Annotated in this window: 10 protein-coding genes; 6 read left to right on the top strand and 4 right to left on the bottom strand. The window is 70.4% G+C overall.

Features of this window, described 5'->3' with window-relative positions; all coding sequences use genetic code 11:
* The first annotated feature begins 9 nt into the window (after positions 1–9).
* Together ABD120_RS08140 and ABD120_RS08135 are read left to right on the top strand one after the other, a co-directional pair.
* The gene (locus tag ABD120_RS08140; protein ID WP_343949109.1) at positions 10–1,317 is read left to right on the top strand and encodes an MFS transporter; all 1,308 of its coding nucleotides are present in this window, start codon (positions 10–12) and stop codon (positions 1,315–1,317) included.
* Between the two features lie 132 nt (positions 1,318–1,449).
* Positions 1,450–2,328: a helix-turn-helix transcriptional regulator gene (locus tag ABD120_RS08135; RefSeq protein WP_343949108.1), complete on the top strand. Its 879-nt coding sequence runs from the start codon at positions 1,450–1,452 to the stop codon at positions 2,326–2,328.
* 3 nt (positions 2,329–2,331) lie between these two features.
* On the opposite strand, the gene ABD120_RS08130 is transcribed toward ABD120_RS08135, so the two are convergent.
* Positions 2,332–3,015: a FadR/GntR family transcriptional regulator gene (locus ABD120_RS08130; protein WP_343949107.1), complete on the bottom strand. Its 684-nt coding sequence runs from the start codon at positions 3,013–3,015 to the stop codon at positions 2,332–2,334.
* Between the two features lie 369 nt (positions 3,016–3,384).
* On the opposite strand from ABD120_RS08130, the gene ABD120_RS08125 reads away from it, so the two are divergent.
* Together ABD120_RS08125 and ABD120_RS08120 are read left to right on the top strand one after the other, a co-directional pair.
* On the top strand, positions 3,385–4,002 hold the full coding sequence (locus tag ABD120_RS08125) for a LysE family translocator (RefSeq protein ID WP_343949106.1): 618 nt from the start codon (positions 3,385–3,387) through the stop codon (positions 4,000–4,002).
* Between the two features lie 37 nt (positions 4,003–4,039).
* On the top strand, positions 4,040–4,252 hold the full coding sequence (locus tag ABD120_RS08120; RefSeq protein ID WP_343949105.1) for a hypothetical protein: 213 nt from the start codon (positions 4,040–4,042) through the stop codon (positions 4,250–4,252).
* A 193-nt stretch (positions 4,253–4,445) separates the two neighbouring features.
* Here the strand turns inward: ABD120_RS08120 and ABD120_RS08115 are convergent, their stop codons facing one another.
* From ABD120_RS08115 to ABD120_RS08105, 3 genes are all read right to left on the bottom strand, one after another.
* Positions 4,446–5,801, bottom strand: a complete 1,356-nt coding sequence (locus tag ABD120_RS08115) for an erythromycin esterase family protein (protein WP_343949104.1) — start codon at positions 5,799–5,801, stop codon at positions 4,446–4,448.
* A 115-nt stretch (positions 5,802–5,916) separates the two neighbouring features.
* On the bottom strand, positions 5,917–6,678 hold the full coding sequence (locus ABD120_RS08110; RefSeq protein ID WP_343949103.1) for an SDR family NAD(P)-dependent oxidoreductase: 762 nt from the start codon (positions 6,676–6,678) through the stop codon (positions 5,917–5,919).
* A gap of 629 nt (positions 6,679–7,307) precedes the next feature.
* Positions 7,308–7,787: a MarR family winged helix-turn-helix transcriptional regulator gene (locus ABD120_RS08105; RefSeq protein WP_343949102.1), complete on the bottom strand. Its 480-nt coding sequence runs from the start codon at positions 7,785–7,787 to the stop codon at positions 7,308–7,310.
* Positions 7,788–7,892: 105 nt separating this feature from the next.
* On the opposite strand from ABD120_RS08105, the gene ABD120_RS08100 reads away from it, so the two are divergent.
* Positions 7,893–11,120 (top strand): efflux RND transporter permease subunit, encoded by a 3,228-nt coding sequence (locus ABD120_RS08100; RefSeq protein ID WP_343949101.1) that lies wholly within the window; start codon positions 7,893–7,895, stop codon positions 11,118–11,120.
* On the top strand, positions 11,008–13,032 hold the full coding sequence (locus tag ABD120_RS08095) for a recombinase family protein (RefSeq protein WP_343949100.1): 2,025 nt from the start codon (positions 11,008–11,010) through the stop codon (positions 13,030–13,032). Before ABD120_RS08100 ends, ABD120_RS08095 begins: the two co-directional genes overlap by 113 nt.
* Positions 13,033–13,300 lie beyond the last annotated feature (268 nt).

The raw sequence follows: 13,300 nt of genomic DNA, 5'->3' as shown, positions 1-13,300 counted from the left end.
CTCTGCTTCGTGCAGTTCATGCTGGTCCTGGACGACAACGTGGTGGGCGTCGCCCTGCCGAGCCTTCGCGCGGAACTGGGCTTCACCCCGCCCGGACTGGCCTGGGTGGTCAACGCCTACTTCCTGGCCTTCGGCGGGCTCCTGCTGCTGTCCGGCCGGCTGGCCGACCTGCTGGGCCGCCGCCGGGTCTTCCTCATCGGGGTGGCGCTGTTCGGCGCGGCCAGCCTCGCCTGCGGGCTCGCCCAGGAGCCCTGGCATCTGGTGGCGGGCCGGTTCGTCCAGGGCACGGGCGCGGCCATGGCCAGCCCCGCCGCGCTCTCGCTGCTCAGCCTGCTGTATCCCGGCGTGGAGGAGCGCGCCAAGGCCCTCAGCATCTGGGGCGGCATCGCGGCCCTGGGCGGGACCACGGGCCTGGTCATCGCCGGAGTGCTGACCGACTTCCTGTCCTGGCGCTGGATCTTCCTGGTCAACCTGCCCGTCGTGGCGCTCGCCCTCGTCCTGCTGCCCCGGCTCACCCCGGAGAGCCGCGCGAGCGGGCGGACACGTCTCGATGTCCCGGGGACGCTCCTCGGCACCGCGTCCGTGGTCAGCCTCGTGTACGGGGTGCTGGAGGAAGAAGCCGTGGCCCTCGTCGCCTCCGGGGTCCTGGCCGTGGCGTTCCTCGTGGTGGAATCGCGGGTGGCCGAGCCGCTGGTGCCGCTGCGCTTCCTGGCCGACCGCACGCGCGCCGTCGCCAACGGCGTGGCCCTGCCGTTCTCCGCCGCCTTCTTCGCGATGGCGTTCCTGGTGATGCTCCACCTGCAGACCGGACTCGGGTACGGCCCGCTGCAGACCGGGCTCGCATACATGCCCTTCGCCGCCGGGTTCCTCACCGGCATGCGGATCTCCACCCGCGCCATGACCCGGGTCGGGCTGCGCCCGCCCCTGGTCGCGGGATTCCTGGTCGCCTCCGCGGGACTGCTGCTGCTGTCCGGCGCGGCGGCGGGCGACTCGTACGTGACCGGGGTGCTGCCCGGCATGCTCGTCACCAGCCTGGGAGCCGGGCTGGCGATGCCGGTCCTGACGGCGGCGGCGCTCACCGGCACCACGGCGGACGACGCCGGGCTCGGTTCCGGCCTGTTCGGCTCGGTACAGCAGATCGGCGGTGCGATCGGGGTGGCGGTACTGGTCCAGGTGGCCACGGGCGCGGGCCACGCCGGCGGCTCCACCGGGCTGGTGGCGGGGGGCTTCTCCACCGCGCTCACCGTGGCGGCCGGTCTCGTCGCCTGTGCCGCCGTCCTCACGGCGGTGCTGCTCAGGACCCGCTCAGGCTCGTGACCTGCCATAGCGGCCGGGACCGTAGAGTGCTGCCATGCGCGCCGGCCGCCTCCTGTCCCTCCTGCTGCTCCTCCAGACGCGGGGCAGGCTGACGGCGGCCGAACTGGNCTGCCCGCCGAACTCGAGGTCTCCGTGCGCACGGTCTACCGCGACGTCGAGGCCCTGGCGGGCGCGGGCGTCCCCGTGTACGCCGACCGGGGCCCGGCGGGCGGCTACCGGCTGCTCGACGGCTACCGCACCCGGCTCAACGGCCTCACGGCGGCGGAGGCGTCGTCGCTGTTCCTGGCCGGGCTGCCGGGCCCGGCAGCCGCGCTCGGCCTCGGCGACTCGGCCGCGAACGCGGGGTTGAAGCTGCTGGCCGCGCTGCCGCCCGAGCCGCGCTCCCACGCCGCCCGCATGCGCGAGCGCTTCCACCTGGACGTGCCCGGCTGGTACCGCGACGCCGACGAGGTGCCCTTCCTGAGCCAGGTGTCGGAGGCGGTGTGGGGGCAGCACCCGCTGCGGATGACCTACCAGCGATGGGGCCGTCAGGTGGTCGAACGGGTGGTGGAGCCGTACGGGCTGGTGCTGAAGGCCGGGTCCTGGTACCTGGTGGCGGCGCCCGCCGGGCAGCACCCGCGCACCTACCGGGTGGCGCGGATCCGGTCGGCGCTGACGCTGCCCGAGGTCTTCGAGCGGCCGCAGAGCTTCGACCTGGAGGACTTCTGGTGCCGGTACGCCAAGGACTTCCGCGAACGCATGTACACCGCCGAGGTCGTCGTCCGGGTGGCGCCCGGCATCGACGACCTGCTGCGCTACACCCTCGGCGGGGACGTGGTGGACGCCGCGCTCGCCGGGGCGGGCGAGCCGGACGCGGACGGCTGGCGCACGCTGACGGTCGCCGTCGAGTCGATCACGCACGCTCGGTGGCTGCTGCTGCGGCTGGGGGAGCGGGTCGAGGTCCTCGACCCGCCCCAGCTGCGCGGCCTCATGGCGGAGACCATCGCGAACCTGGCCAAAATGTACGGCTGACCCTCACAGGCCGGTGTCTTGCCCCGCCTGGATGAGCAGGTCGCGCATGGCGGACTCGGCGCCGTCCGGGTCGCCGCGCCGTACCGCGTCGAGGACCGCCCCGTGGGTGCCGGAGGGTCCGGGCGGCCTGCTGTTGGCGTGTGTGAAACGTCCCCGTGTGTACAGCGCGGAGGCGATCACGGTCATGAGGCAGTCGAGCAACTCGTTGTGCGCCGCCGCCAGCAGCAGCCGGTGGAAGGCGAGGTCGGCCTCCCGGTGCGCGGCCGTGCCGACGGGCGTGTCCGCCATCCGGGCGAGCGCCGCCTCGATGGCGGTGATCTCCTCGGGGGTACGGCGCTGCGCGGCCAGCCGGGCGCCGGCGGGTTCGACGGCCGAGCGCACCTCGGCGAGTTCGCGCAGCATGTGGCCGTCGCCCCGATGGGCGAAGCGCCAGCGCAGCACGTCGGGGTCGAGCATGGACCATTCGCCGCGCGGGCGGATGAACGTGCCGCGTTTGGGCCGGGCGTCCACGAGCCCTTTGGCGGCCAGGGTCTTCAGCACCTCCCGGACCACGGTCTGGCTGACCCGGTAGCGTTTGGCCAGGCCGATGGGGTCAAGGCGTCCGCCGGTGCCGGGGTCGCCGCCGACGATCCGCCGGCCGAGGTCCTCCACGACCTCTCCGTGGACGCCGCGTCGTGGGTAGTTCATGCACGTTCCGCCCCTCTAACAGAGTGGTGAATGCTTGCCCACGTCGGCCTGTTGGCGGCCCGGCGGACCGCGCGGCTGTGCGCCGACGCCGCCAATATCGTGATCTAGTGGGATGATTCCGACAACCGGTTCCCCGATCACCATTCCGCGAGACTGCCGATCGGCCCGAGCGGGCAGTGCGGGGCCACGGTGGCGGCGTACGTCTCGGCCAGGGCGGCGATCCGCCGTACCTCGGAGACGCCGCGCCTCGCGTGAGCAGTTGCCGGGTGTCCTCGACGCGGAGCGGATCGGCGCCGACGAGGTAGGTGGCGAGGCGGGTTATCCGCATATCCGCTCCCATTGTCCGGTCAGCCGGAGGATGATGATGACATGTACCTGTTAATGGCCTTCATCGGCGGGTGCGTTCTCGTGGCCATGGTGCCCGGGGTGAGCACCGCCATCATCCTCAGGCAGACGATCAGGGCCGGGCGCGGGTCCGGTTTCGCGGCCACGCTCGGCAACGAGACCGGCATCCTGCTGTGGGCGCTCGCGGCCGCGTTCGGGCTCACGGCGCTGCTGCTGGCCTCGCAGGTCGCCTACGACGTCATGCGGGTGGTCGGCGCGGTGGTGCTGGTGGTCATGGGCGCCCAGGCGCTGTGGCAGGCGCGGGGGAAGCGGGCCGAGACGGAGGAGCCCGTCGCGGTCGACGGATGGCATCGCGCCTACCTGGCCGGGCTCGGCACCTGCATGGCCAACCCGAAGGCGGCGGTGTTCGCGATGTCGTTCCTGCCGCAGTTCGTACCGCCCGGTCAGAACGTCCCGGTCATGCTGGTGGCGCTGGCGTTGATCTGGGTGGCGGTCGACCTGGTCTGGTTCTCGCTGGTCATCTGGACGGTCTCCCGGGCCAAGGCGTTCCTCGCCAGGCCGGGGGTCCGCAGGCGGCTGGAGCAGGTGTCCGGCGTGGTGCTCATCGGCCTCGGCGTGAAGCTCGCGACCGAGAGCCGCTGAGCATGTGCGGTCGCCCCCGCTGGTCTACCGTTGGGGTATGACGAACGATCTGTCGGGCCTGATGCTCCGGGCACAGGACGAGGACCCGCTGCGGGCCCTGCGGGCGACGAGCGAGCTGCGGGGCGAGATCGAGCGGATGGAGGCGGTCCAGGTGCGCCGCGCCAGGATCGCGGGCCTGTCGTGGGCGCAGATCGCCGACGCCATCGGGGTGAGCAAACAAGCCGCCCACCGTAAGTACGGGCGGAGTTAGAGCACTCCTCCGTCACGGCCCGCCCGCCCCACCCCCACCCGCCGCCGTGGGCGGGCGGCCTCCAGGAAGACGCTCCTCCCCGCACCCCGGCCCGCCGTGACGACGCCCAGATCGCGTCGTCACGGCGAGCGTCAGGCGGGTACCGCTCGCCGGAGGCCGCGAGAGGGCGGCGTGGGGCGGCCGTGCCGATCGGTCAGGACAGCGGCGTGGCGGCCGTGACCCGGTTCAGGTGGAGCATGATGTCGTAGGCCCGGCCCAGTGACAGCGGGCGGTCGAACTCCTGCGGCATGTACGTCGCCGGGATCGTCCACGTCGGCCGGGCCTCGGCCAGCCACTTTCGGGTCGCCGGGTCCTTGCCCGCGCGCCGCAGGTCCACGTAGAAGTCGCGGTGGCCCACCCGGTCCAGGGTGGCCTCGTTGCTGTCCGGCTTCGGCGCGCCCGTGTCGAACACCTCCACCTTCCCGTTCTTCGCCGGGTTCTTCGCCAGGAACTCGCCGCTGTGGATCGAGGTGGCGACGGCGACGTACTCCCGCCCGGCCATCGCCCGCAGATGGGCGCCCTGCGTGACCGGGTACTGGTGCGGCCACGCCGACACGTAGCCGAGATGCCCGTTGTGGGCGGCGGCCACCGACTTCAGACCGGTGTTGCGCTTCCACCACATGGTGTTCTCCGCCATGGCGAGGTCGCGGTGGCGGTGCAGTTCCGCGCCCTCGCGGGCGTACATGCCCGCCATCTGGGCGATGACCCGCGCCTCCTGCTTGACCCGCGCGCCCGCCTGCTTCGCCTGCTCGACCAGGCGATAGGCGGTCTCGGCGGCCGAGGCCAGCTCCTTGCGCCGCTCCAGCGGCAGGCTGCCGAGCGCGGCCATGCGCTCGGCGGTGCCGCCCGGCAGCGCCAGCAGTCCGGCGTAGTTCTCACGCAACCCCGCCAGCAGGTCGGGCCGCTTCCGCTCGGCCCAGTCGAGTACCCGCCGGTACTGTTCGGGGTTGACGTCGCCGATGTCGAAGCCCATCACGCGCAGTTCGCGTTCGGCGGTGCGGTTGTACTCCCGCATCCACTCGTACAGGTCCACCCACTCCTGGGTCCGCCACGCCGAGTAGGACTCCTGGAACTCCTCGTCGATGATCGTGCGAAGGTCGCCCTCGCCGGTGCGCACGTAGGCGTCGAGTCGGACGCCGGCCGACCAGGTCGCCTCCAGCGCGAGGGTGGTGAAACCCTCCTCGGCCACCAGGTACCGGAACAGCCGCTCGCGCACGGTGAACAGTTCCTTGGAGCCGTGTGTGGCCTCGCCGACCCCCACGATGCTCGCGCCGCGTGTCAGCGCCGCCAGCGCCCGCAGATCACGGGCGGATCCGCCGGGGACGGTGGAGCGCAGCGGACGGGCGTGCTTCTCCAGGGTCGCGACGACGCTCCGGGCCCCGTCGGCGGGCCGGGTCGCCGGGTCCGCGAGAGCCGGGGCCGCCGACAGCCCCGCTGTCAGGGCCGCTGTCAGGGCCGCTATCTGGGCCACCGCGACGGGCAGGCCGCGACGCAGGGAGTTCTTGCTCAAGAGTGATCCTTTGTCCGGATGAACGATGTGCTCATCACGCTAGGGATCGGCTCCCGGGGTTCCCATCCTGTGGCCTGGCCGGTCGTCGGTAGTGCTGGCTGCCGTATCGGCGGCGTCAGTGGACGGCGAAGCCGCCGTCCACGAACAGCATCTGCCCGGTGACGAACGCGCCGGCCGGCGCCGCGAGGAAGACGGCGGCGCCCGCGAAGTCGGCGGGCAGCCCGTTGCGCCCGGCCATGTGCCTGGCGGCCAGCGCCTCCACCCGGCCCGGCACCGCCTGCGCGGGCTCGGTCAGCGGGGTGAGGACGAAGCCCGGGATGACGGTGTTGACGCACACGCCGTGCTTCGACCACGCCTCGGCCTGCGAGCGGGTGAGCCCGGCGAGGGCGGCCTTGGCGGCGCCGTACACGCCGCTGTCGCCGAAGGCGCTGACGGTCTGCTGCGAGCCCACGTTGATGATGCGCCCCCACCCCCGGGCGGCCATGCGGGGGCCGTGGTGCTGCCCGAGAAGGTAGGGGGCGGTGAGGTTGACCGCGATGGTCTGCTCGTAGTCGGCTTCGGTGAGCTCGCCCATCGGCTTGCGGATGTTGTTGGCGGCGTCGTTGACCAGGATGTCCACCTCGCCCGCCGTGGCGATGACGTGCTCGACGGCGGCGCGCTCGCCGAGGTCGGCGCTGATCCAGCTCGCGGTGACGCCGTGGGCGGCCAGGCGGGCGGTGGCGGCTTCGAGTTCGGGCCGGCGGCGGGCGACGATGACGACCTCGGCACCGGCCCGGCCGAGGGCCTCGGCCATGGCGTGGCCGATGCCGGAACTTCCCCCGGTGACCAGGGCGCGCCTGCCGTCGAGGGAGAAGAGTTCGTTCAGATAGTCAGACACATCCGGTGAAGCTAGCAGCCGTCATCGGGCCGGCTTCAGCGCCGGCGCCTCACCGGGCACGGTCAGGGCGGGCAGGTGGTGGCCGGCCGGACCCCGGCCGAGGTCCATCACATGCTCGGCGGTGGCCTTCTCGCCCTCGACTCTCGCCGCCGGTGGCGGCGGTGAAGGGCGATTCGGGGATGGCACGTGCGGTGGCCGAGGCGCTGCGGCTGCGCCAGCGGGTGCCGGAGGGTGATCTGGAGGTTGCCTGCGACGGCTCACGCTGCGGGATGCGGCGGGTGCCCGCGCGCTCGCTCACGATCGTCGGCGACCCGGCGCAGGCCGGCTCGGCCGCCGGGGCGCGCTCCTGGGCGCAGGTGCTGGACCCGCACCTCGCGGGACGCTGGCGCGAGCGGCGGCTGCGGGTCAACTACCGGACCCCCGCCGAGATCGCGACCGTCGCCGCCGACGTGCTGCGCGCGGTGGACCCGTCCCTCGAACCCCCCGAGCCGGTACGGCACGGCGGCCGCCCGCCACGCGCGGTCCGAGGCGGCCCGGAGGCGGTGCCGGCCGTGGTCGGGGGCTGGGGCGGGGCACGCTGGTGGTGGTGGCGCGGGGGGTGTTGCCCGTCGCGCTGCGCAGCCTGGAGTCTACTTTGTAAAGGTGCGGGGCTTGGGCACTTCGGACCCCTCGAAGTCGATGCTCTCGGCGACGGCCAGGATGCGGCCGCTCATCTCGGCGATGGTGCGGAGCATGCCGGTGTCGAGGTGCTCCATCAGGAGTCTGAAGTGCCGCATGCCCGTTTCGCTGAACGCGCCGATGGCCTGCTCGCCGGCCTCGGTGAGGTGGATGCGGCGCACGCGCCGGTCGTTCGGGTCCTCGTGGCGGTTGACGAGGCCGTGGCCGACGAGGCGATCGACGATGCCGGTGACCGTACCGAGGCCGATGTGGAGTTGCTGGGAGAGGTCCTGTCCTGACACCGATCCTGACTGGGAGAGGATCAGCAGGACCTGCAACTGGCGCAACGTCAGGTTGGAGTCGAGCAGCGATTGATGTTGGGCGAACACTCTGCCCAGGTCACGCTGGCTTTCGACGATCCGCTGGATCAGTTCTTCGCGTTCGCGCTCCACACTCACCCCTCGTTTCCTGAGAAGGCTATCAGGAAACTCGGGTCACCCTAAATATTCGTACAAAGCGAAGTGTTAGTGTGGGGCGAATTCTTGAAAGGGACCCCCATGACCTCATTCGCTCGGTTGAGTCTTGCCAACCGAAGTCTCGTGATCCTGGTTGCGGTGGTGCTCAGTGCCTTCGGCGCGTTCACGATCCCGCAACTGAAACAACAGCTTCTCCCCTCGCTGGAGTTCCCGTCGGCGACCGTTGTGGCGCCGTACCAGGGAGCGTCGCCGGAGATCGTCGAAGAGGAGGTCACCAAGCCCATCGAGGACTCCCTCAAGGGGATCTCCGAGGTCGAGAAGCTGACCTCCACCTCAAGTGAGGGCATGGCGGCCATCCAGGTGTCGTTCGCCTTCGGCACCGACATCGAGGCGGGGCTGAACAAGATCCAGCAGGCCGTCAACCGGATCGAGTCGCAGCTGCCGGACGGCGTCGAGCCGCAGGCGGGGGCGGGCAGCACCGACGACATCCCGGTGATGGTCCTCGCCGTCGGCGACGGCGGCGACGCGCGGGCGATGGCGGACAAGCTCAACCAGGTCATGATTCCCGAGCTGATGGAGGTCGACGGGGTACGCGAGGCGTCGGTGACCGGCACCCGCGACGAGGTGGTGACGATCACCGCCGACGCGGAGAAAATGGCGAAGAAGGGCGTGAGCGCCGCCCAGATCCCCGACGTGCTGCGGGCCAACGGCACGCCGATCCCCGCCGGGACGCTCGTCGAGGCGGGCAAGTCGCTCCCGGTGCAGGTGGGCGTGCGGGTCGACTCGATCGCCGAGCTGAAGTCGCTGTACCTGACCCCGGCCGCGCCGCAGCAGCAGGCCGCGCCCCAGGGCGGCATGCCGCCGGGCGCCTCGGCCAGGGCACAGGCGCCCAGGGCGCCGAAGCCGGTGAAGCTGGGCGACGTCGCGACGATCGAGCGCGGCCTGGCCCAGGCGACGACGCTGACCAGGACCGACGGCCTGACGAGCCTCGGCGTGTCGGTGACGATGATGTCGGACGGCAACGCCGTGACGATCTCCAACGAGATCAGGGAGAAGCTGCCCGCGCTGACCAAGGCGCTGGGCGACGGTTCGGACCGGGCGGTCAACGTCGTCTTCGACCAGGCGCCGTATGTGCAGGAGTCGATCGCGAGCCTGACCACGGAGGGTCTGCTGGGGCTGGCGTTCGCCGTCCTGGTGATCCTGGTGTTCCTGCTGTCGGTACGCTCGACGCTGGTGACGGCGGTGTCCATCCCGCTGTCGGTGGTGATCGCGCTGATCGCGCTGTGGCTGGGCGACTACTCGCTCAACATGCTGACGCTCGGCGCGCTGACGATCGCCGTGGGCCGGGTCGTCGACGACTCGATCGTGGTGCTGGAGAACATCAAACGCCATCTCGCCTACGGCGAGGCCAAACTCCAGGCGATCCTGACTGCGGTGCGTGAGGTGGCCGGCGCGGTGACCGCCTCGACGCTGACGACGGTGGCGGTGTTCGCCCCGATCGCGGTGGTCGGCGGCATGGTGGGCCAGATGTTCCGTCCGTTCTCCGTGACGGTGGCCGTGGCGCTGCTGGCGTCGCTGGTCGTGTCGCTGACGGTGGTGCCGGTGCTGGCGTACTGGTTCCTGAAGGCGCCGAAGCTGACGCCTGAGGAGGCGCGGGCGCTGCGGGAGAAGGTCGAGGCGAAGGAGCGGCGCAGCCCGCTGCAGCGCATGTACCTGCCGGTGCTGCGGTTCGCGACCCGCTTCCGGTGGGTGACGCTGCTCGTCGGCGCGCTGGTGCTCGCCGGGACGATGGGCCTGGCGACGCGGCTGGAGACCAACTTCCTGGACGCCTCCGGCCAGGACACCCTGACGGTCTCGCAGCGGATGCCGCTCGGTACCGACCTGAAGACGACGGACGCGGCGGCCAAGAAGGTCGAGCAGGCGCTGGAGAAGGTCGAGGGCGTCGGGACGTACCAGGTCAACGTCGGTGGCGGCGGCGGGATGTTCGGCGGCGGCGCCAGCGGTGCCGACCGCGCCAGCTTCCAGGTGACGCTCAAGGAGGACGCGGACGCGACCGCCGTCGAGAGCGCCATCCGCAAGCAGGTCGCCGGACTGGAAGGCGTCGGCGAGGTCAAGGTCGGGGTTGGTGGTGGAGCGTTCTCGTCCGACTCGGTCAGCGTGATCGTGCAGGCGCCCGACACCGAGGCGCTGCGTACGGCGGCCGCGTCGGTGGAGTCCGCCATGGGCCAGGTGTCCGGGCTGCGGGAGGTCTCCTCGAACCTGGCGGCGAGCGCGCCCAGGGTCGAGGTGCACGTCGATCGGGAGAAGGCGGCGGAGAAGGGGCTGACCGAGGCGCAGATCGGCCAGGCGGTGGCGCAGGCGTTCCGGGGCGCGCCGCTGGGCGAGTTGTCGCTGGACGGTCGTAGCGCCGACCTGGTGCTGCGCGGCGGCGACGCCCCCGAGGACGTGGCCGAGGTCGAGAAGCTGAAGCTGCCGACGGCGGCGGGCCTGGTGCGGCTGTCGTCCGTGGCGGAGGTGAAGGAAGTCGGCGGTCCCACGCAGATCTCACGGATCGAGGGCGAGCGTTCGGCGACCGTGTCGGCGAAGGCCCCGGCCGACGAGCTGGGTTCGGTGACGCAGGCGCTGACGGCGAAGCTGAAGGAGCTGAAGCTGACCGGCGGCGCGAAGTACACGATGGGTGGCGCGTCCGCCGAGCAGGACGAGGCGTTCTCCGACCTCGGCATGGCGATGCTGGCGGCGATCGCGATCGTGTTCATGATCATGGTGGCGACGTTCCGGTCGTTCGTCCAGCCGCTGATCCTGCTGGTGTCGGTGCCGTTCGCGGCGACCGGCGCGGTGGGGTTGCTGGTGGCCACCGACACGGCGCTGGGCGTGCCCGCGTTGATCGGCATGCTGATGTTGATCGGCATCGTCGTGACCAACGCGATCGTGCTGATCGACCTGATCAACCAGTATCGCGAGCAGGGGATGGGCATCGTCGAGGCGGTCGTCGAGGGTGGCCGTCAGCGGTTGCGGCCGATCCTGATGACGGCGGTGGCGACGATCTGCGCGCTGGTGCCGATGGCGGTGGGGCTGACCGGGGCCGGTGGGTTCATCTCGCAGCCGCTGGCGATCGTGGTGATCGGCGGTCTGATCAGCTCGACGCTGCTGACGCTGGTTCTCGTGCCCACGCTTTACGTTGGTGCAAGCATGACGCATGAGCGAATCAAGAACCGGCGCGCTGGCCGCCGCGGGCCTGATTCCGGCGATCGGGTACATCCGCGTCTCGATGATGCTGGAAGAGAAAATCTCACCAGCCATTCAGCGTGACTCCATTGAGTCCTACGCCGCCCGGCGGGGTTACTACATCCCGCCGGGCATGTGGCCGGAAGGCGGCTGGATAGAAGACCTGGACGTGTCCGGAAGGACATTCCAGCGCAAGATCATGCACGCGATTGCCCAGGTCGAGAAGGGGACAACCAAGGCAATCCTCGTCTGGAAGTACTCCCGGTTCGGCCGGAACCGGACCGGGAACCAGCTCAACCTCGCCCGAGTGGAAGCGGCCGGTGGCGAGCTGATCTCCTCCACCGAGGAGGTGGACGCGCGAACTGCGGTGGGGAAGCTGACCCGCGGCGTGCTCATGGAGATTGCCGCTTTCGAGTCGGACCGGGCTGGCGAGTCGTGGGCCGATGCGTATCAGAACCGGGTCGCCCGGGGCCTGCCGCCCTACGGCCGCGCCTACTTCGGCTACATCCGGCGCGGGCGGATGCCTCACCCTCTCTCGCCGACGCACACCCTACGAGACCCATCTGACGGCGAAGAGCGTTACGAGCCGGACATGGAGTCGGGCGCGGCCGAGATGCACGCCGAGCTGTACGAGACGTGGGTCGTGGACCAGAACTTCGCGTCGTTGGCCCGTGAGCTGAATCGGAGGGGCTTCAGGACCTCCGGCGGTCTTCTGTGGAGCGCCGAGACCGTTCTGCAGCTCATGGACAGGGGCTTCGCCGCTGGCCTGATCCGCATCCACGATCCGGAGTGTGCTTGCCGCAGGCCCTCGCGCTGCCTGCGCAAGGTCTTTCGGCCTGGGGCTCATGACGCTCTCATCAGCTCAGAGCTGTGGGCGAAGTACCAGGCGTTCCGAGCTGGGAAGGTCATTCGCCGGGTCCGTTCCGTCCATCACTACGTGTCGTTCATCACCTGCTGGCACTGCGACGGTGGCATGCACCTGAAGCAGGAGTCCGCGTCGTTCTTCTGTGGATCCAGGGCTCGCCACGATGAGGAGGTGTGCGGATCGCGGCATGTGCCTCTGCGCGCGGTGGACGAGGCCGTGCTGGGCGTCCTTCGGGGTTGGGCGCCGGAGATCGAGGCTGCGGCCGCGGCCGTGACTGTTGAGCCTGCGCAGCGTGAGAAGGACGTGCGTCGGCTGACGAAGGAACTGGAGCGGGTGGCGGCAGATCTCGACCACCAGACCATTCTGCTGACCCGCCGCCTGATCCCAGAGGATTCGTATCTGCGCACCCGCGATGCGCTGCTCGCGGAGCAGCAGGGGTTCCGGGAATCGCTTCGGCAGCTGGAGGTGGATTCTGAAGAGGCTCGGATCTCGCATCGGGCGGCCCGGCAGGTCATGGACGGCCTCGTGGCGGAATGGCCGAGTCTGGGTGTGCTGGAGCGTCGCTCCTTACTGATGCAGGTGATCGAGCGCGTCTCGGTGGAGAAGCCTTCGTATGAACAGGCATGGCTGTGGATCTACCCGACATTCGAGGGAGGAGCCAAGCGGGTTCGTCTGGGCGGGAAAGCTCAGATGGACCGGGTTATAGAGCTGGTGGTGCAGATGCTGGCGGACGCGGGCGGCCGGTCGCTGGGTGCGGGGGAACTGCGTGTATCGGCTGGAGCTTCGTCGCCGACGTTCAACCGCGCGATGCGGGATCTGGTGTCGCTTGGTGTGGTGGCGCGGGAGGGGGCAGGGCCGATCACTCGGTACATGCTGTTGAAGCCGATGTCTGCTCAGCCGACACTCGACGCCGTCAAGACGGAGATCGTTCGGGCGCTGGTAGAGATGCGGGGTGAGATGCTCGGTGCTCGCGAGTTGCGGATGCGAGTGGGGGCGACGTTGCCGACGTTTGGCAGAGCTGTGATGGTCCTGGCGGCGGAGGGAGTACTGGCGCGTGAGGGGAAGGGCAAGTTGTCGCGGTATCGGCTGGTGAAGCGGCTCCGGCCTGGGGAGCATTCAGAGCGTCTGTGAGAGTCGCTGCATGACGTTTGGGTTGGTCTGCTCTGTCCGTCCCCCTGGTGTCTCATGGTCGGTCTGAGAGCTGCTCGGGACTGTCTGAGCTGGTCACAGCACGGTGATCTCTTAGGTTGCGAAAACGCAAGCGTCGTGAGAGTATTGCTGAAGATCAAACATGCTCTGAGCTGCGGAAACACCGCCAGAACGGACCCCGCCTGACCGGCTCAATCGCACACCACCAGATCACATCCCGCAAGCCAAACCGCCAACAGGGACCGGCAGA

Source organism: Nonomuraea longicatena, assembly GCF_039525605.1.
Lineage (GTDB): Bacteria > Actinomycetota > Actinomycetes > Streptosporangiales > Streptosporangiaceae > Nonomuraea > Nonomuraea longicatena.
The sequence above is the reverse complement of the archived record's forward strand: the minus strand, read 5'-3'. Positions and strand labels throughout refer to the sequence as shown.